This is a genomic window from Streptomyces laculatispora (assembly GCF_017353455.1).
In the GTDB taxonomy this organism is placed as follows: Bacteria; Actinomycetota; Actinomycetes; order Streptomycetales; family Streptomycetaceae; genus Streptomyces; species Streptomyces laculatispora.
In genome coordinates this window covers 1-18747 of record NZ_JAFMPZ010000256.1, presented here as the reverse complement: position 1 = coordinate 18747, position 18747 = coordinate 1, and the positions used below count along the sequence as shown (strand labels likewise).

Annotated in this window: 19 protein-coding genes; 8 read left to right on the top strand and 11 right to left on the bottom strand. The window is 70.7% G+C overall.

Features of this window, described 5'->3' with window-relative positions; all coding sequences use genetic code 11:
- Positions 1-1185, bottom strand: a 1185-nt coding sequence (locus J1C73_RS14325) for a CynX/NimT family MFS transporter (RefSeq protein WP_207316708.1), incomplete at its 3' end; no start/stop codon positions are given.
- Positions 1186-1299: 114 nt separating this feature from the next.
- Between J1C73_RS14325 and J1C73_RS14320 the strand changes: the two genes are divergently transcribed.
- Positions 1300-1974: a FadR/GntR family transcriptional regulator gene (locus J1C73_RS14320; RefSeq protein ID WP_123469025.1), complete on the top strand. Its 675-nt coding sequence runs from the start codon at positions 1300-1302 to the stop codon at positions 1972-1974.
- A 70-nt stretch (positions 1975-2044) separates the two neighbouring features.
- Here J1C73_RS14320 and J1C73_RS14315 read toward each other — a convergent pair whose 3' ends face one another.
- The 3 genes from J1C73_RS14315 to fabG form a co-directional block, all read right to left on the bottom strand.
- A complete protein-coding gene (locus J1C73_RS14315; protein ID WP_207316707.1) occupies positions 2045-2431 on the bottom strand; it encodes a hypothetical protein in 387 nt (128 codons plus the stop codon).
- Between the two features lie 234 nt (positions 2432-2665).
- Positions 2666-3433 (bottom strand): enoyl-ACP reductase FabI, encoded by a 768-nt coding sequence (gene fabI / locus J1C73_RS14310; protein WP_207316706.1) that lies wholly within the window; start codon positions 3431-3433, stop codon positions 2666-2668.
- A 5-nt stretch (positions 3434-3438) separates the two neighbouring features.
- Positions 3439-4158 (bottom strand): 3-oxoacyl-[acyl-carrier-protein] reductase, encoded by a 720-nt coding sequence (gene fabG, locus J1C73_RS14305; protein WP_207316705.1) that lies wholly within the window; start codon positions 4156-4158, stop codon positions 3439-3441.
- A 267-nt stretch (positions 4159-4425) separates the two neighbouring features.
- On the opposite strand from fabG, the gene J1C73_RS14300 reads away from it, so the two are divergent.
- From J1C73_RS14300 to tyrS, 3 genes are all read left to right on the top strand, one after another.
- Positions 4426-5949, top strand: a complete 1524-nt coding sequence (locus J1C73_RS14300) for a TldD/PmbA family protein (protein WP_207316704.1) — start codon at positions 4426-4428, stop codon at positions 5947-5949.
- 82 nt (positions 5950-6031) lie between these two features.
- Entirely contained in the window at positions 6032-7426 is a 1395-nt protein-coding gene (locus J1C73_RS14295; RefSeq protein WP_207316703.1) for a metallopeptidase TldD-related protein, read from the top strand.
- A 60-nt stretch (positions 7427-7486) separates the two neighbouring features.
- The gene (gene tyrS, locus J1C73_RS14290) at positions 7487-8755 is read left to right on the top strand and encodes a tyrosine--tRNA ligase (protein ID WP_124283756.1); all 1269 of its coding nucleotides are present in this window, start codon (positions 7487-7489) and stop codon (positions 8753-8755) included.
- 111 nt (positions 8756-8866) lie between these two features.
- Here tyrS and J1C73_RS14285 read toward each other — a convergent pair whose 3' ends face one another.
- On the bottom strand, positions 8867-9145 hold the full coding sequence (locus J1C73_RS14285) for a GlsB/YeaQ/YmgE family stress response membrane protein (RefSeq protein ID WP_123469039.1): 279 nt from the start codon (positions 9143-9145) through the stop codon (positions 8867-8869).
- A gap of 238 nt (positions 9146-9383) precedes the next feature.
- Between J1C73_RS14285 and J1C73_RS14280 the strand changes: the two genes are divergently transcribed.
- Both J1C73_RS14280 and J1C73_RS14275 read left to right on the top strand, forming a co-directional pair.
- Positions 9384-9758, top strand: coding sequence for a DUF3099 domain-containing protein (locus J1C73_RS14280; protein ID WP_207316702.1), 375 nt, complete (start codon positions 9384-9386; stop codon positions 9756-9758).
- A gap of 441 nt (positions 9759-10199) precedes the next feature.
- Positions 10200-10451: a hypothetical protein gene (locus J1C73_RS14275; protein WP_207316701.1), complete on the top strand. Its 252-nt coding sequence runs from the start codon at positions 10200-10202 to the stop codon at positions 10449-10451.
- 3 nt (positions 10452-10454) lie between these two features.
- On the opposite strand, the gene moaA is transcribed toward J1C73_RS14275, so the two are convergent.
- The 3 genes from moaA to J1C73_RS14260 all read right to left on the bottom strand — a co-directional run bounded on the left by moaA (position 10455) and on the right by J1C73_RS14260 (position 13630).
- Entirely contained in the window at positions 10455-11444 is a 990-nt protein-coding gene (gene moaA / locus J1C73_RS14270) for a GTP 3',8-cyclase MoaA (protein ID WP_207316700.1), read from the bottom strand.
- A 186-nt stretch (positions 11445-11630) separates the two neighbouring features.
- A complete protein-coding gene (locus J1C73_RS14265; RefSeq protein ID WP_123469046.1) occupies positions 11631-13268 on the bottom strand; it encodes a monocarboxylic acid transporter in 1638 nt (545 codons plus the stop codon).
- Entirely contained in the window at positions 13265-13630 is a 366-nt protein-coding gene (locus J1C73_RS14260; RefSeq protein WP_207316699.1) for a DUF485 domain-containing protein, read from the bottom strand. Before J1C73_RS14260 ends, J1C73_RS14265 begins: the two co-directional genes overlap by 4 nt.
- Before the next feature lie 290 nt (positions 13631-13920).
- Between J1C73_RS14260 and J1C73_RS14255 the strand changes: the two genes are divergently transcribed.
- A complete protein-coding gene (locus J1C73_RS14255) occupies positions 13921-15456 on the top strand; it encodes a S8 family peptidase (protein ID WP_207316698.1) in 1536 nt (511 codons plus the stop codon).
- Positions 15457-15546: 90 nt separating this feature from the next.
- Here J1C73_RS14255 and J1C73_RS14250 read toward each other — a convergent pair whose 3' ends face one another.
- From J1C73_RS14250 to J1C73_RS14240, 3 genes are read right to left on the bottom strand one after another with little or no spacing between them, the layout of a single operon-like run.
- The gene (locus J1C73_RS14250; protein WP_207316697.1) at positions 15547-16590 is read right to left on the bottom strand and encodes a zinc-dependent alcohol dehydrogenase family protein; all 1044 of its coding nucleotides are present in this window, start codon (positions 16588-16590) and stop codon (positions 15547-15549) included.
- A 21-nt stretch (positions 16591-16611) separates the two neighbouring features.
- On the bottom strand, positions 16612-17301 hold the full coding sequence (locus tag J1C73_RS14245) for a lysoplasmalogenase (RefSeq protein WP_207316696.1): 690 nt from the start codon (positions 17299-17301) through the stop codon (positions 16612-16614).
- A complete protein-coding gene (locus tag J1C73_RS14240) occupies positions 17298-18179 on the bottom strand; it encodes a sterol desaturase family protein (protein WP_207316695.1) in 882 nt (293 codons plus the stop codon). The genes J1C73_RS14245 and J1C73_RS14240 overlap by 4 nt, the downstream gene beginning before the upstream one ends.
- 367 nt (positions 18180-18546) lie before the next feature.
- Here J1C73_RS14240 and J1C73_RS14235 point away from each other — a divergent pair.
- A partial coding sequence (locus J1C73_RS14235; protein WP_207316694.1) for a hypothetical protein occupies positions 18547-18747 on the top strand: 201 nt, incomplete at its 3' end.

Sequence of the window (18747 nt, the reverse complement as noted above, 5' to 3'; positions counted from 1 at the left end):
GCCGCTGTGCTGGTAGAGCACGCCGACCAGGAGCGGTCCGGGGATCGAGATGAGATAGCCGCAGGACTGGGCGAACGCGGACAGCCGGACCACTCCGGCGCCGCTGTGCGAACGCATGCCGATCATCGTGAGGGCGAGCGGGAAGGCGCAGTTCGAGATGCCCAGGAGCACCGCCCAGGCCCAGGCCCCGCCGGACGGGGCGAGGTAGAGGCCCGCGTAACCGATGAGGCCGCAGGCACCGAGGAAGACGACGATCGGCCCCTGGTTCCGCATCCGGGCGGCGACCCGGGGGATGACGAAGGCGAGCGGGACGCCCATCGCCATGGTGACGGCGAGCAGGACGCCCGCGGTACCGGCCGAGACCCCGGCGTCGCGGAAGATCTGCGGCATCCATCCCATGGTGATGTACGCGGCGGTGGCCTGGAGGCCGAAGAAGCACGCGAGGGCCCAGGCGGTACGGCTGCGGGTGATCCTGAGCGCCGGGGCCTGCGCCTGGTGGACGGCGGGCTGTCCGGGGGCGCCGCTCCGGTCCCGTACCAGCGGGATCCAGGGCAGGATCGCGGCGGCGGCGAGCACGGCCCAGATGCCGAGGCCGGCCTTCCAACTGCCGCCCATCGCCTCGGTCATGGGGACGGTCACGGCGGCGGCCAACGAGGTGCCGAGGGCCAGGGCCATGGAGTAGAGGCCGGTCATGGAGCCGACCCGGTCCGGGAACCAGCGCTTGACGATCACCGGCATCAGGACATTGCTCACGGCGATGCCCATCAGGGCGAGCGCGCTCGCGGCGAGGAAGCCGGCCGTGCCGCCGATGAGGGGCCTGATCACCAGCCCCGCGGTGATGGCGACCATGCCCGCGCAGACCACCGCGCCGGGGCCGAAGCGGCGGGCCAGGCGCGGCGCCATGATGCCGAAGACCGCGAAGCAGAGGGGCGGTACGGAGGTGAGGACCCCCGCGGCAGTCCCGCTCATGTGCAGCCCGTCGCGGACCTCTTCGAGGAGGGCGCCGAGGCTGGTGATGGCCGGGCGGAGGTTGAGTGCGGCGAGGACGAGCCCGACGACGACCAGGCGGAGCAGCCACGGCGCGGGGCCGGCCGGCGAGGCGGGTGCGTCGGTACGGGGGGCCGCCGGGATGGCGGGACTCAGCGTCCCGGTCGGGGTCTGGGGAGGGGTTTCGTCGTCACGCATGGAGTCATCATAGAATCATGGGATGATTACTTGTCCAATCCTCTGAGAACATGCGGACACCTGAGAACGACGGCGGGACGGCCCCCGCCCCCGGACACCCGAGCAAGGAGCACCATGGCGCTGACGTCCCCGCGGCGTTCGGCACTCGCCGACCAGGTGATTGCCCAGCTGAGGAACCAGATCACGTCGGGCGAGTGGCCCGTGGGCTCGCGCATCCCCACCGAACCCGAGCTGGTCGAGCAGCTGGGGGTGGCCCGTAACACCGTCCGCGAGGCGGTGCGCGCACTCGCGCACAACGGCCTGCTCGACATCCGGCAGGGCTCGGGCACCTATGTGGCCGCCACCAGTGAGCTGGCCGGGGTGATGCACCGCCGGTTCGCGTCCGCCGACCCGCGCCATGTCGCCGAGCTGCGCTCGACGCTGGAGTCGTCGGCGGCGCGCCTGGCCGCCGCCCGTCGTACCGACCGGGACCTGAAGCAGCTGGACGCGCTCATGCGGCGCCGGGAGGAGACCTGGGCCGCGGGGGACGCCGAGGCCTTCGTGGCGGTGGACGCGACGCTGCATCTGGCCGTGGTGGCCGCCTCCCACAACGATGTGCTGACCGGTCTCTACGCCGACCTGGGCGACCTCCTGCGGGACTATCTCCGGGTCGACGTCGGTCATGAGCTGCGGCCGGAGAACCATATGGACCACGGGCGGCTGGTCGAGGCGATCCGCGCCGGTGACGCGGAGACGGCGGCGTCCGAGGCCGCGAGCCATGCGCTGGACTGCCTGGTGGACCGGGTCTAGGGGGGTCTAGGGGCTGCCCCGCGCTCCACCGGGGACTACCGGACAGCCCTTGGGGAGCGGGGGGTGCGGGTCAGGACGCCGCGCGGGTCTCGCCGCCGTGGGTGACCCAGGCGGAGCCGACCTCTTTCCAGCAGCGGTCGTCCAGCCGTACGGTCCGCCCCGGCCCGACGTCGACCGGCCTGGCGTCCGCGTCGATGTCCCACCAGCGGGCGCACTCGGTGTGCAGCTGCACCCGGTCGGTGGACGGGTACGGGTTGTGGCAGTAGGCGACGACCCGGGAACCCTGGACCGACGTACGGCATTCGGCGCCGGAGGGTTCGGGGTCGGGTGCGGGCGGTGCGGCCGCACCGGCGGCCCCGACGTGGCCCGCGACGTACAGGGCGCCGGGGACGAGCAGTCCGGCGACGACCGCGGAGGCCGCCAGCAGGGACCGGGTTCGGTGACGTGTGCCGTGCACAGCGATCTCCTCCCCTGGGGCCTCTCGCCTGTATCGGGCCGGTCTCGCGGGGGCGGGCCCGGTCCGGACGAAAGACGTTCGGCCGGACCAGAAGTCCGGTTCCTCCACATTCTGCGGTGGATCGACCAGGTTTTCGACCTGAGCGCCGAGAGGCCGTGCGGGACACGGGAAACGGCCGCGCACCACCTCCGGGGAAGTGGTGCGCGGCCGTTTCGGAACGCCGTCGTGCGAGGGTCAGGCGCCAATCATGTGCACGCCACTGTCGACGTGGATGATCTCGCCCGTGGTCCGCGGGAAGAAGTCCGAGAGCAGCGCGACGATGCCGCGGCCGGCCGGCTCCGCGTCCGACATGTCCCAGGCCATCGGCGCGCGGGTGTTCCACACCTCGGCGAGGTCGCTGAAGCCCGGGATGGACTTGGCGGCCATGGAGCCGAGCGGTCCGGCCGAGATCAGGTTGCAGCGGATGCCGTCCTTGCCCAGGTCGCGGGCGAGGTAGCGGGAGGTCGCCTCCAGCGCGGCCTTCGCCGGGCCCATCCAGTCGTACTGCGGCCAGGCGAACTGCGCGTCGAAGGTGAGGCCGACGATCGAACCGCCCTCGCTCATCAGCGGCTTGCACGCCATCGCGAGCGACTTCAGCGAGAACGCCGAGACGTGCATCGCCGTGGCGACCGACTCGAACGGGGTGTTGAGGAAGTTGCCGCCGAGCGCGTCCTGCGGCGCGAAGCCGATGGAGTGGACGACGCCGTCGAGCGTGCCGAGCTCGTCGCGCACCAGACCGGCGAGCCGGTCCAGGTGCTCGTCGTTGGTCACGTCCAGCTCGATGACCTTGGCCGGCTTGGGCAGCTTCCGGGCGATGCGCTCGGTCAGCGTGGGCCGGGGGAAGGCGGTCAGAATGATTTCGGCGCCCTGCTCCTGGGCCACCTTGGCGGCGTGGAACGCGATGGACGACTCCATCAGCACCCCGGTGATGAGGATGCGCTTGCCGTCGAGAATTCCGCTCATGGTGATCAGTGACCCATGCCCAATCCGCCGTCAACAGGGATGACGGCTCCAGTGATGTACGACGCGTCGTCGGAGGCGAGGAAGCGCACCGCGGCGGCGATCTCCGCGGGCTGCGCGTAGCGCGCGAGCGGCACCTGGGCGACGATGCCCTTGCGCTGCTCCTCGGTGAGCGCCTGCGTCATGTCGGTGTCGACGAAGCCGGGCGCGACGACGTTGAAGGTGATGTTCCGCGAGCCCAGCTCGCGGGCCAGCGACCGGGCGAAGCCGACCAGACCGGCCTTGGACGCGGCGTAGTTCGCCTGCCCCGCGGAGCCGAGGAGGCCGACGACGGAGGAGATCAGGACGACCCGGCCCTTCTTGGCGCGCAGCATGCCGCGGTTGGCACGCTTGACGACCCGGAAGGTGCCGGTGAGGTTGGTGTCGAGTACGGACGTGAAGTCCTCCTCGGACATCCGCATCAGCAACTGGTCCTTGGTGATACCGGCGTTGGCGACCAGTACCTCCACATTGCCGTGCTTCTCCTCGATCTCCTTGTAGGCCTGCTCCACCTGCTCGGCGTCGGTGATGTCGCAACGGACCGCGAGAACACCGGCCTCGGTGAGCTCCTGCGGCGGCTCACCGGAACGGTAGGTGATCGCGACCTTGTCGCCGTTGTCGGCGAAAGCGCGGGCGATGGCGAGGCCGATGCCCCGGTTTCCTCCGGTGACGAGAACCGAGCGGCTCAACGGATCACCCTTTCCATAGCTGTCTGGTACCTCGAAAACCTATCGGTACCGCCCGCTTCCCGAGGAATCGGCCTCTGACAGCGCCTTCGGCCGGGCACTGTCGGGTTCCTACAGTCCCGTCCCGGCCGCGGTCTGGCCCTGTCCGCCCGCGGGCCCGGCCGGACGGCCCGTCGCCCCCGCCCGCAATTCGACTGTGCCGCCGCTTCGGCCGTGCTTCACTGCCTCGTAAAAGGTCCGAGGGTATGTGACGCAGAGGAGAGGCCGCCCGTGCCCCATGAGGTAGATCAGTCGTTCCTGGCCCTTCCGCTGAGGCCGCTGGCCGACGCGGCGCTCGCCCGTGCGCGGGCGCTCGGGGCCGTGCATGCCGACTTCCGCTTCGAGCGGGTGCGCAGCGCCACCTGGCGGCTGCGGGACGCCCGGCCGGCCGGGGCGTCGGACAGTACCGATCTCGGGTACGCGGTGCGGGTGGTGCACGGCGGGGCGTGGGGGTTCGCCTCCGGGGTGGATCTGACGATGGACGCCGCGGCGAAGGTGGCCTCGCAGGCCGTCGCCATGGCGAAGCTTTCGGCGAAGGTCATCGCGGCGGCGGGTTCCGACGAGCGGGTGGAGCTGGCGGACGAGCCGGTGCACGGGGAGCGGAGCTGGGTGTCGGCGTACGACGTCGACCCCTTCGACGTACCGGCCGAGGAGAAGGCGGGACTGCTCGCCGACTGGAGCGGCCGGCTCCTGGCGGCCCAGGGCGTCGCGCATGTGGACGCCTCGCTGATGACCGTCCACGAGAACAAGTTCTACGCGGACACGGCGGGCACGGTCACCACACAGCAGCGGGTGCGGCTGCATCCGCAGTTCACCGCGGTGGCGGTGGACGCGACGACCGGCGAGTTCGACTCGATGCGCACGATCGCGCCGCCGGTGGGACGCGGCTGGGAGTACCTGACCGGGACCGGCTGGGACTGGGACGCGGAGCTGGAGAGCATCCCCGGGCTGCTGGCCGAGAAGATGCGCGCCCCGAGTGTCGAGGCGGGGACGTACGACCTGGTGGTCGACCCGTCCAATCTGTGGCTGACCATCCACGAGTCGATCGGCCACGCCACCGAGCTGGACCGGGCGCTGGGGTACGAGGCGGCGTACGCCGGGACCTCGTTCGCCACCTTCGACAAGCTGGGGAAGCTGGCGTACGGCTCCCCGGTGATGAACGTGACGGGCGACCGCACGGCCGAACACGGGCTCGCGACCATCGGTTACGACGACGAGGGTGTCGAGGCCCAGTCGTGGGACCTGGTGAAGGACGGCACACTGGTCGGCTACCAGCTGGACCGCCGGATCGCGAAGCTGACGGATCTGGGCCGGTCCAACGGGTGCGCGTACGCGGACTCGCCGGGCCATGTCCCCGTGCAGCGCATGGCGAACGTGTCGCTGGCGCCGGATCCCGGCGGCCTCTCCACCGACGATCTGATCGGCGGGGTGGAGCGCGGGATCTACGTGGTCGGCGACCGGTCCTGGTCGATCGACATGCAGCGGTACAACTTCCAGTTCACCGGGCAGCGGTTCTTCCGGATCGAGAACGGCAGGCTCGCCGGGCAGCTGCGCGATGTCGCCTACCAGGCGACGACGACGGACTTCTGGGGCTCGATGGAGAAGGTCGGCGGTCCGCAGACGTATGTCCTGGGCGGCGCCTTCAACTGCGGCAAGGCCCAGCCGGGCCAGATCGCGGCCGTCTCGCACGGCTGCCCCTCCGCCCTCTTCCGAGGCGTGAACATCCTCAACACGACGCAGGAGGCCGGACGATGAGCGGCGCGCAGGGAACCGGCCGGGGGTCCGGGGGGCGCCCCCCGGGTCAGCACAGTCTCAACACGACGCAGGAGGCCGGACGATGAGCCGCGTCAGCAAGCCGCACGAGATCGTCGAGCGCGCTCTCGAACTGTCCACCGCCGACGGCTGCGTGGTCATCGCCGACGAGCAGTCGTCGGCCAATCTGCGCTGGGCGGGCAACGCGCTCACCACGAACGGGGTGACCCGGGGCCGCACGCTCACCGTCATCGCCACGGTCGACGGGGCCGAGGGCAGCGCGTCCGGCGTGGTGTCCAGGTCCGCCGTCACCGCGGCGGACCTGGAGCCGCTGGTGCGGGCCGCCGAGGCAGCCGCACGCGGGGCAGGTCCGGCCGAGGACGCGCAGCCGCTGGTCACCGGGGTGCCTGCCTCCCCCGACTTCACGGACGCGCCCGTGGAGACGGACTCCGACGTGTTCGCGGCGTTCGCCCCCGCGCTCGGCGACGCCTTCGCGCGGGCCCGGTCCGGCGGCCGTGAGCTGTACGGCTTCGCCAACCACGAGATGACCTCGACCTATCTCGGTACGTCGACGGGGCTGCGGCTGCGCCACGACCAGCCGAACGGGACGCTGGAGCTGAACGCCAAGTCGCCCGACCGGTCGCGCTCGGCCTGGGCGGGCCGGGCGACCCGCGACTTCAAGGATGTCGACCCGGCCGAGCTGGACGCCGAACTGGCGCGGCGGCTGAGCTGGGCGGAGCGCCGTATCGAGCTGCCGGCCGGACGGTACGAGACGCTGCTGCCGCCGACCTCCGTCGCCGATCTGCTGATCTACCAGCTGTGGTCCGCGACCGCCCGGGACGCCACGGAGGGCCGGACGGTGTTCTCCAGGCCCGGTGGCGGCACCCGGCTCGGCGAGACGCTGTCCACGCTGCCGCTGACGCTGTGCAGCGACCCGCACGCGCCGGGTCTGGAGTCGGCGCCGTTCGTCGTCGCCCATTCCTCCGGGGACGGCGGTTCGGTCTTCGACAACGGGCTGCCGCTGGCCCGCACCGACTGGATCAGGGACGGCCGGCTGGAGCAGCTGACGACCACCCGGCACACGGCGGGCCTGACCGGGCTGCCGCTCGCCCCGGCGATCGACAACCTGGTGCTGGAGGGCGGCGGTGAGCGGTCGCTGGAGGAGATGGTGGCCGCGACGACCGGCCGCGGGCTGCTGCTGACCTCTATGTGGTACATCCGCGAGGTCGATCCGGCGACGCTGCTGCTGACCGGGCTGACCCGCGACGGGGTGTATCTCGTGGAGGGCGGTGAGGTGGTCGGCGAGGTGAACAACTTCCGCTTCAACGAGTCCCCGGTGGACCTGCTGTCGCGGGCCACCGAGGCGGGACGTACCGAGAAGACGCTTCCGCGCGAGTGGGGCGACTATTTCACCCGGGCCGCGATGCCCGCGCTGCGCATCCCGGACTTCAATATGAGCTCGGTCAGCCCGGGGGTGTGACCCGCCTAGACTGGCGGTTGCCTTTCGATTCGATACACGTAGCTGAGGAGACACGGAACCGTGACGGACATCGTCGACGAGCTGAAGTGGCGCGGGCTGTTCGCCCAGTCCACTGACGAGGACGCACTGCGCAAGGCTCTCGCGGACGGTCCCGTCACGTTCTATTGCGGCTTCGACCCGACCGCGGCCAGTCTGCACGTCGGCCATCTGGTGCAGGTGCTCACCATGCGCCGGCTCCAGCGGGCGGGGCTGCGGCCGCTCGCCCTGGTGGGCGGGGCCACCGGTCAGATCGGTGACCCGCGCCCGACCGCCGAGCGCACGCTCAACGACCCGGAGACGGTCGCGCTCTGGGTGTCCCGGCTGCGGTCCCAGATCGAGCCGTTCCTGTCCTTCGAGGGCGAGAACGCCGCGGTCATGGTGAACAACCTGGACTGGACCGCGGGGATGTCCGCGATCGAGTTCCTGCGGGACATCGGCAAGCACTTCCGGGTCAACAAGATGCTCACCAAGGACTCCATCGCCCGGCGGCTGGAGTCCGACGAGGGCATCAGCTACACCGAGTTCAGCTACCAGCTGCTCCAGAGCATGGACTTCCTGGAGCTGTACCGGCGTCACGGCTGCACCCTCCAGCAGGGCGGCAGCGACCAGTGGGGCAACCTCACCGCGGGCCTGGACCTGATCCACCGCCTGGAGCCGGGCGCCGAGGTGCACGCGCTGGCGACCCCGCTGATGACGAAGGCGGACGGGACCAAGTTCGGCAAGTCCGAGAGCGGCGCCGTCTGGCTCGACCCGGAGATGACGACGCCGTACGCGTTCTACCAGTTCTGGCTGAACGTCGACGACCGGGACATCTCCCGCTACATGCGCATCCTCAGCTTCCTGAGCCCCGCCGAGCTGGCGGAGCTGGAGAAGGTCACCGAGGAGCGGCCGCAGGCGCGGTCGGCGCAGCGCGCGCTGGCCGAGGAGCTGACGACGCTGGTGCACGGCGCGGACCAGTGTGCCGCGGTCATCGCCGCGTCGAAGGCGCTGTTCGGCCAGGGTGAGCTGGGTGAGCTGGACGAGGCGACGCTGGGCGCGGCGCTCTCCGAGGTGCCGCACGCCCGGGTCACCGAGCTGGGTCCGCTGGTGGACCTGCTGGTGGAGGTCGGTCTGGCGCCGAGCAAGTCGGGCGCGCGCCGCACGGTCAAGGAGGGCGGCGCTTACGTGAACAACGTCAAGGTCGCCGACGGCGAGGTGGCACCGGCCCGCGAGGAGCTGCTGCACGGGCGCTGGCTGGTGCTGCGCCGGGGCAAGAAGAACCTCGCGGCCATCGAGGTCACGGCCGGCTGAGAGGCTGCCGGGTGACAGCACCGCGGCCGGGTACGCGTCACGCGTACCCGGCCGTCGCCGTCTCGTCGAACAGGACCCCGGGGCCGTCGTGGGCGGCCCGGCGTCCGGTGCTCAGGACTTCTTTCGCTTCGAGCCGCGGATCGATGCCCACAGCATGTCGCCGACGCCGACCACCACCACGGCACCGATCAGCTGGAGCAGATGGCGCGTCCAGTCGATGCCCTTGGTGTCGTTGACACCGAGCCAAGTGGCGACAGTGTTGCCGAGGACGCTGCCGATGATGCCGAAAATGATCGTCAGCCAGAGTGGGATCTCCTGCTTCCCCGGCAGGATCGCCTTCGCGATCAGGCCGAGAACCAGGCCCACGATGATTGCCCACAACCAGCTCATGCCGCCTCCTCGTGCGACGCGGTGTCGCGATGTCCGATCAGTCTCGGTCCCGGGCGTGTGCACCGCACGTCGGACAGGTCCGTACGTGCGGCGGGAGCGGGTTCACGGCGCGCCCCGGTCTCGAACGTGCCGGATACCGGGCGTACCGTGGGAGCGGTCCGGTCCGGGGAGCGTCCGGCGCAGGAACGGGGTCTCCCCCAGTTCGCACGCGGGCTCGGGGAAGATGGGTGGAGACGGGATGCGCAAGCAGAGCGATGCGGAGGTCTTCCGGATCACGGGTGCCCGGCAGGGTCTCGCGGACGATGTGCGCGGCCGGCAGCGGCGCTATGTGATCTCGATGTCCGTGCGCACGCTTTCGGTGATCGCCGCGGTGGTCCTGTGGAACGTGGAGCGCTATGTGGCGATCGTGGGGCTGGCGCTGGGCGTTCTGCTCCCGTACGTCGCCGTCGTCATCGCCAACGCGGGCCGGGAGAGCACCCCTTCGCTGCCCTCGGCCTTCGTCCCGGCCCCGCCGCGGCCGGCGCTCGGCGCCGCACCGGTGGCGGGCCCGGCGGAAGCGGCCCCGGAGACCGGCCAGGCCTTCCGCTCCGGTGATCCGCAGGGGCACGGCTGAGCCCGGACGCCCGGATAACGGCCGGATTCGCGGCGGGTTCGCGGGGGGTTCAGGCTCAAGAAAAGCTCAGATCAATCATGAAGTTCCAGTGCACCGCACCCCGGTCTGCGTGACATACTTCGTAGGCGCTCCGCATCCCCCGTCGGAGCGACAGACCGACGCCGGGCAGCTCCCCCCGTGGCTGCTCGGCGTCGCCTTTTCTCCGGCGGGGGATGCGTCAGGCCGGCCGCTTCGGCGGCCGGCCAACGGCCTCGTGCGAGGCCCTAAGGGCTCTCCCGCACTTCCTGGCGGATCAGCGCGCGGCGTCAGATGCGGTGCATCGCAAGGCGGAGGGGCGTCCGCATACTGGATGTATGTGGACGTTCCGACAACGCGGCGAGGTGCCGTAGCTGTCGTCGCGCGCCCGCCGGGAAGTGCGGGACAGCCCTTAGGGTTGAGTCCGTGAACTCCCCTGAATCCGCGGCCGAGAACGCTGCCGAAGCCCCTGTCTGCTCCGCGAAGGGCTGCCGTGCCGACGCCGTGTGGGTGCTTGCCTGGAACAACCCGAAGCTGCATACCCCGGACCGCTGCAAGACCTGGCTGGCCTGTGACGAGCACCGGGAGCATCTCTCCTCGTTCCTCGGTGTGCGGGGCTTCCTGAAGGATGTGGTGACGCTCGCGGAGTGGGAGTCGCCGGACTCACCCCCCGGCTGAGGGCTACCCGCCGATCGCCGACATCGGGCGGTCGGGCTGGAGGAAGGAGGGGTCGTCCAGGCCGGATCCGGCCTTCTTGCCCCACATCGCGAGCCGCCAGATCCGGGCGATCTCCTGGTCCGACGCGTCCGACCGCAGGGCGCCGCGCAGGTCGGTCTCCTCGCGGGCGAACAGGCAGGTGCGCACCTGCCCGTCGGCGGTGAGCCGGGTGCGGTCGCAGGCCCGGCAGAACGGCCGGGTGACGGAGGCGATGACGCCGACCCGGTGGGGTCCGCCGCCGACCAGCCAGCGTTCGGCGGGGGCGGAGCCGCGCTCGTCCTGGCCCTCCGGGGTGAGATCGAAGCGGGTGCGCAGCGACTGGAGGATGTCACCCGCTGTGATCATGCCGTCGCGCTTCCAGCCGTGCTGTGCGTCGAGCGGCATCTGCTCGATGAAGCGGAGCTCGTAGGCGTTGTCCACGGCCCAGGCGAGCAGGTCGGGGGCCTCGTCGTCGTTGAGCCCCGGCATCAGGACGGTGTTGACCTTGACGGGGGTGAGGCCGGCGTCCCGGGCGGCTTCGAGGCCGGCCAGGACGTCGTGGTGCCGGTCGCGGCGGGTGAGGGTCTTGAACACGTCGGGGCGCAGGGTGTCCAGCGAGACGTTGACCCGGTCCAGGCCGGCGGCCTTGAGCGCGGCGGCGGTCCGCTTCAGTCCGATGCCGTTGGTCGTGAGCGACATCTTCGGGCGGGGCTCCAGGGCCGCGCACTGCTCGACGATGGAGACGAGTCCGGGGCGCAGCAGCGGCTCTCCGCCGGTGAAGCGGACTTCGGTGATGCCGAGCTGTGTGACGGCGATGCGGACGAGCCGGACGATCTCGTCGTCACTCAGCAGGTCCGGCTTGGCCAGCCACTGCAGGCCTTCCTCGGGCATGCAGTACGTACAGCGCAGATTGCACCGGTCGGTGAGCGATACGCGCAGGTCGGTGGCGACCCGGTCGTAGGTGTCGATGAGCATGGTGGGCCCCCTCCTCCGGCTGACTTCCCGGTTGCGGTTGCTGACTCTTTCGAGACTACGCGAGACGTGTGACATCGCTGGGGCCCGTTTGGCACGAGGTACGGCGCGGCCGCATCGTAGGACTCTACGACGCGGCCGCGGGAAAGGAGCGGTGCGAGAGGCGGACTACTGGGTGGACTCCCGCTCTCAGTGGGCTCCGATACCGGTGAGGGACTTGACCTCCAGCTCGGCGTACTTGCCCTTGTCCGGCTCCTCCTTCGACAGGAGGGAGCCGATCCAGCCGAGCAGGAAGCCCAGCGGGATGGAGATCAGGCCGGGGTTCTCCAGCGGGAACCAGGCGAAGTCGACGCCCTTGAACATCGAGGTCTTCTCGTTGCCGGAGACGACCGGCGAGAACAGCACCAGGATCACCGAGCCGGCCAGACCGCCGTAGATCGACCACAGCGCGCCCTGGGTGGTGAACCGCTTCCAGAAGAGGCTGTAGAGGAGCGTCGGCAGGTTGGCCGAGGCGGCGACGGCGAAGGCGAGCGCCACCAGACCGGCGACGTTCATGTCGCGGGCGAAGGCGCCCAGCACGATCGCGGCCGCGCCGATGAAGACGGTGGCCCAGCGGGCGGCCCGCATCTCCTCCTTCTCGCTGGCCTTCCCCTTGCGGATGACATTGGCGTAGATGTCGTGGGCGAAGGACGACGAGGAGGCGAGGGTGAGGCCCGCGACGACGGCGAGGATGGTGGCGAAGGCGACGGCGGAGATGACGGCGAGCATGACGGCGCCGCCGGTGGTGCCGACCCCGCCGAGGTATTCGGCGAGCTGCGGGGCCGCCGCGTTGCCCGCCGGGTTCTTCGCGATGATCTCCTTCGGGCCGATGAGGGCCGCGGCGCCGAATCCGAGCGCGATCGTCATCAGGTAGAAGCCGCCGATGATGCCGATGGCCCAGTTGACGGACTTACGGGCGGCCTTGGCGGTCGGCACCGTGTAGAAGCGGATCAGGATGTGCGGCAGGCCCGCGGTACCCAGCACCAGGGCGATGCCGAGGGAGAGGAAGTCCAGCTTCGAGGTGCCGGTGGCCCCGTACTTGAGTCCGGGCTCCAGGAACGCGGCGCCGTGGCCGCTCTTCTCGGCGGCGGTGCCCAGCAGGTCGGAGACGTTGAAGTTGAACTTCCAGAGCACCATGAAGGTCATCAGGACGGCGCCCGCGATGAGCAGCACGGCCTTGACCATCTGCACCCAGGTGGTGCCCTTCATGCCGCCGATGGTGACGTACACGATCATCAGTACGCCGACCAGCGCAACGATGAGGATCTTTCCGGCGTCGCTGGTGATGCCGAGGAGCAGGGAGACCAGCACACCCGCGCCGGCCATCTGTGCCAGCAGGTAGAAGATCGAGACGACGATGGTGGAGACGCCCGCCGCGGTGCGCACGGGGCGCTGCCGCATCCGGTAGGCGAGGACGTCGCCCATGGTGTACCGGCCCGAGTTGCGGAGCGGTTCGGCCACCAGCAGCAGGGCCACCAGCCAGGCGACGAGGAAGCCGATCGAGTAGAGGAAGCCGTCGTATCCGAAGAGGGCGATGGCTCCGGCGATACCGAGGAACGAGGCGGCGGACATGTAGTCGCCGGAGACCGCGAGTCCGTTCTGGAAGGCGGTGAACTGGCGGCCGCCGGCGTAGAAGTCGGAGGCGCTCTTGGTCTGCCGGCCGGCCCAGACGGTGATGCCGAGGGTCGCGGCGACGAAGACCGCGAAGAGCGTGATGATCAGCGGCCGGTGCTCGGTGGTGGAGGAGGCGGCGAGCACGGCGGTGTGGGAGTGGTACGCGGCGCTCATGCGTCGGCCTCCATACGGGACTTGATGGCCTCGCCCTTCGGGTCGAGCTTCGCCGCGGCGTACCGCGAGTAGAACCAGGCGATGAGGAAGGTGGTGAGGAACTGGGCGAGGCCGAAGACGAAGGCCACGTTGAAGTTGCTGTACACCTTGGTGCCCATGAAGCCGCCGGCGTAGTTGGACAGCAGCACGTACAGCAGGTACCAGAGGACGAAGGCGATGGTCAGCGGGAAGGCGAACGAGCGGTACGAGCTGCGCAGTTCGCCGAATTCCGCGCTCTCCTGCTCCGCGACGAAGGCCTCGGTCGTGGGCTGGGCCGGCCCTTTCTCCGTACTGCCCTCGGGCGGCGGTGCATCGGTAGCCACGGAATCTCCTCGCGACGCGGGTGCGGTGGTGGTGGGGACGGTGGATTTCACTGGGGACCTCGTCTTCGGGGGGTGATGGTGCGCCTCCCCTGACAACGGCACGCGGCGCGCGGCGAAGCGGTTCACCACTCCTGTGTCCTTCTCCGGGTCACTCCTTCGGACGCTGCGATGGAGACGGGTTCTCGTCAACTCATTGATGAGCCGGGATGATCGGCGATAGCTTCACTCGTCATGTACGCGACTGGACACGTCCGTGTCCGGTCGACTGGCACGGATGAAGTGGAGACCCCATGGCTCATCTGGGATCCAGACGGACGCGCGCACTGGCGCTGCCCGTCGGATTGGCCCTCACCGTCTCGCTCGGCTTCCTGCCGACGGGCGCCGCGTCCGCCTCGCCGGTGGACGTCGGGCCCGCGGCGGCGGTGTCGACGGACGGACCGAAGCTGTCGTACGTGGTGAATACGCGGGGCGGTCACGGCACCGTCAAGCAGGTGCGCAAGGCGGTGGAGCAGGCCGGCGGCACGGTGGTGATCGCCTACGACCGGATCGGTGTTCTCGTCGTCCATTCGCAGAACCCGGACTTCGCGCAGTCCGTACGCGGGGTCAGGGGCGTGGATTCGGCCGGGGCCACCCGCACCAACCCGATCGTCCCGCAGGCCACCAAGGACATCGGGGTCCAGCAGCCGCTCACCGCGCAGGAGGCACGGAGCGCCGCGGCGCGGGCGACGGCGGACCAGGACCCGATGGAGCCGCTGCAGTGGGACCTGCCCGCCATCAAGGCGGACAAGGCGCACCAGAAGTCGCTGGGCAGCCGGAAGGTCACGGTCGCGGTCATCGACACGGGGGTCGACGACACGCACCCGGACATCGCCCCGAACTTCGACCGGGCCGCCTCGGCGAACTGTGTGACCGGCGCACCGGACACCACGGCCGGCTCCTGGCGTCCGAAGGCCGGTGAGAGCCCGCACGGCACCCATGTAGCGGGCACCATAGCCGCCGCGAAGAACGGCATCGGGGTAACGGGCGTCGCACCGGGTGTGAAGGTCGCCGGTATCAAGGTGGCGAACCCGGACAGTTACTTCTACACCGAGTCCGTCGTCTGCGGCTTCATGTGGGCGGCCGACCACGGCGTCGATGTCACCAACAACAGCTACTACACCGACCCGTGGCTGTTCAACTGCAAGGACGACCCGGACCAGGGCGCACTGGTCGAGGCGGTCGCCCGTGCCACCCGTTACGCCGAGAGCAAGGGCACGGTCAATGTCGCCGCGTCGGGCAACTCGGCCGAGGACCTGGCGGCCGACACGATCGTGGACTCGACCAGCCCGAACGACGGCGACACCGTCACCCGGACGATCGACCCGAAGAAGTGCTTCGACATCCCGACGATGCTGCCGGGTGTCGTGACGGTCTCGGCGACGGGTGCGAAGGGGCTGAAGGCCTCGTACTCGAACTACGGGAACGGCGTCATCGACGTGGCCGCCCCGGGCGGCGACTCGACGGCCTACCAGAGGCCCGCGCCGCCCGCGACGAGCGGGCTGATCCTGTCCACGCTGCCGGGCGGCGGGTACGGCTACATGGCCGGTACGTCGATGGCCTCCCCGCATGTCGCGGGAGTGGCCGCGCTGATCAAGTCGACGCACCCGCACGCGTCGGCGCTCGCGGTGAAGGCGCTGCTGACGGCGGAGGCCGACGCCACCGCGTGCGGCGCCCCGTACGACATCGACGGTGACGGCACCGTCGACGCGGTCTGCGAGGGCGGCAAGCACCGCAACGGCTTCTACGGAGCCGGTGTGGTGGACGCCCTGGACGCGGTCCGCAGGTAGCGGGTGCGGTACGGGGGCCGGTGATCTCTCCGGCCCCCGTACCGGCCGGGGGCCGGGCAGGCCGGGGCCAGGAAGGCCCGGCCGCCCGGCTCACGGCTTGATGAGGACCTTCAGCGCCGTGCGCTCGTCCATCGCCTTGTAGCCGGCCGGGACCTCGTCGAGGCCGATGGCCAGGTCGAAGACGGGCGACGGGTCGATGGTGCCGGACAGGACGTCGGGGAGCAGTTCCGGTATGTACGTGCGTACGGGGGCGACCCCGCCGCGCAGGGCGATGTTCCGGTCGAACATGACGCCGAGGTCCAGTCCGGTGCCGCTGCCGTGCGGTACGCCGACATAGCCGATCGAGCCGCCGTCGCGGGTGATGCCGACGGCCGTGCGCATCGACTGCTCGGTGCCGACGGCCTCGATCACCGCGTGGGCGCCCTCGCCGCCGAGCAGTTCCCGTACGGCGGCGACGGCCGCGTCGCCGCGCTCGGCGACCACGTCGGTGGCGCCGAAGGTGCGGGCGATGTCGGTGCGTGCCTGATGGCGGCCGAGCGCGATGATCCGCTCGGCGCCGAGCCGCTTGGCGGCCATGACGCCGCACAGGCCGACGGCGCCGTCACCGACGACGGCGACCGTGCTGCCGGGCTTCACACCGGCGCCGACGGCCGCGTGGTGGCCGGTGCCGAGGACGTCGGAGAGGGCCAGCAGCGCGGTGAGCAGGTGGTCGTCGGATGCCGCGGCGGCCGGCAGCTTGACCAGCGTGCCGTCGGCGAACGGGACGCGGACGGCCTCGCCCTGCCCGCCGTCGGAGCCGACCGAGCCCCAGAACCCGCCCTGCGGACAGGAGGTGGTCAGCCCCTCGGCGCAGTAGGCGCAGCTGCCGTCGGACCAGACGAAGGGGGCGACGACGAGGTCGCCGACGGCGAAGCCGTTGACCCCGGAGCCGGCCTCCTCGACGATCCCGAGGAACTCGTGGCCGATGCGCTGGCCGGGCTGCCGGGCGGACTCGCCGCGGTAGGCCCACAGGTCGCTGCCGCAGATGCAGGCCCGCAGGACCCGCAGCACCACGTCGGTGGGCTGCTGGATCGCCGGGTCCGGGACCTCCTGCACGCGGATGTCGTGGGGGGCGTGGATGACGGTGGCGCGCATGCGTGGGGGTCCTTGCTGATCTCAGATGCTGATACTGGCCCCACGGTACGCCCCGGGGTCCGCACCGGACCGGCGCGCATCCGGGGCGAGCACTCCGAGGGTCAGCAGGAGCTGCGCCGCCACGTAGGTGAGCATGACCCAGAAGTCGGGTGCGGGCAGCTGGGGCCAGTCGGCGATGCCGGTGGCGATCAGCCCGTCGGAGAGCAGGAAGAGCGCACCGCCGACGGCTGCGTACCGGCCGAGGGCGCCGGCCCGGTACGCCATGGCGGTGAGCAGCAGGCTGTAGCCCGCCAGCGGGATCCGCAGATCGGCCGGCAGCCCGTCCTGGATCAGGGCGAGGAAGGCGACCAGGACGGCTGCGTACAGAACTGCGGGCAGCAGGGCGCTGCGGGCCCGGCCGAAGAGGCACAGGTAGCAGACGTGTCCCGCGGCGAAGCCGCCCATCCCGAGCAGGAAGGCGAGGTCGGCGTCGGCCAGCAGGAACACGTCGCCGACCCAGCCCAGGAGCAGCGCGGCGATCAGCAGCCGGGGCCCGCGCCGAGCGGCGGCGTACCCGGCCAGCAGCGGCATCAGCAGCGGCTTGGCGACGAGGTGCGCGATACCGCTGTCGGTGAGGACCCCGGCGAGATCGACGGCGCAGGCGATGAGGAAGGCGATGAGGAGGGGGCGCGCCCAGCGCTCCCTCCGGTCCGGGAGCGGGCCGGCGCTCATACGGCGCTCTCCCGCGCGGGGGCGACGGTCGGCGAGGTCGCCGCGGCGGACGGCTGCCAGCCCGGCCCGCGGAATATCCGCCCGGCCCGCTCGCTCCAGCTGCCCGCCGCGCGCACGTCGCGGGCGATGGCCGCGTACTCGTGGGTGGCGACCCGCAGCGGGTTGAAGGTGTCGATGTTCTTGGTGAGCCCGAACACGGGCCGCTGCTCCTCCGCGGTGAAGGACCCGAACCACCGGTCCCACACGATCAGGATGCCGCCGAAGTTCCGGTCGAGGTAGCCGCCCTGGGAGGCATGGTGCACCCGGTGGTGGGAGGGCGTGTTCAGTACGTACTCGAAGGGCCGCGGCAGTTTGTCGATACGTTCGGTGTGCACCCAGAACTGGTAGACGAGGTTGGCCGACGAGCAGAAGGCGAGCGCCGCCGGGTGGACACCGCAGGCGATCAGCGGGAGGTAGAACGGCCAGACGGTCAGCGAGGTCCAGGGCTGGCGCAGCGCGGTGGAGAGGTTGAACTTCCGGCTGGAGTGGTGGACCACGTGGCAGGCCCAGAGGATCCGGATGACGTGGTGCCCCCGGTGCGACCAGTAGTAGAGGAAGTCCTGCCCCAGCAGCATCAGCGGGACGGTCCACCACAGGACGGGCACCCGGAGCGGGGTCAGCTCATACACCGCCGTGTAGACCACGACGATGGGCACCTTCCACAGCAGGTCGAACACCAGGCTGCCCAGCCCCATGGTGATGCTGGTGGCGGCGTCCTTGGCCTCGTACCCGGCCGCCTCCTCGTCGGGGTGGAAGTGGTGCAGGGCCATTTCCAGGACAGTGAGCAGCACGAAGGCCGGTATGGACCAGAGCACTGGATCGGGCAGGTTCGTCGGCATATCAGCACCGTAGAGCCGCAGGTCGGCCCGCGAACAGACGTTGTTACCAACAAGTATGCGAGACACGTCGTCAGCAATCTTTGGTGACTTCTGACAGCACTGCCGTCTCCAGCACCGTGCGGCAACGCGAATCTGTTCACCGTCGCCGCCGATCTCGTGCTCAAGCGGGGCATCGAGGTCCGGCCGGCCGTGCGGCTTGCCGACATGGCCGGCACGGCGCGGGCGATCAGTGAGCTGACCGGACTTCCGGTCCGGCCGGCCGACCCCTATGTCGGTCCCTCCGCCTTCACCCACAAGGCCGGACTGCCGACGCCTCCTTCGAACTGCTGCTGCGCGAAGCGCTGTTCGGAGAGGAAGCCGACCGGCAGTGTTCGCCGTCGAGTCCTGGCGCGTCACCGTCGAGCAGTGCTCCGGCGAGCCCGTCACCGAGGCCGGGCGGGTCGTGGCCCCCGAGGCGGAGCCGCTCGCCGAGCCCGCCCTCTCCCCCCGGCAGCTGAGGCAGGGCGGTTCGCGGCCGCCCCGGGGTCCGCTCGGCCCCGGCTCGCCGGCCGCCGGGGCGGGCCTGGAG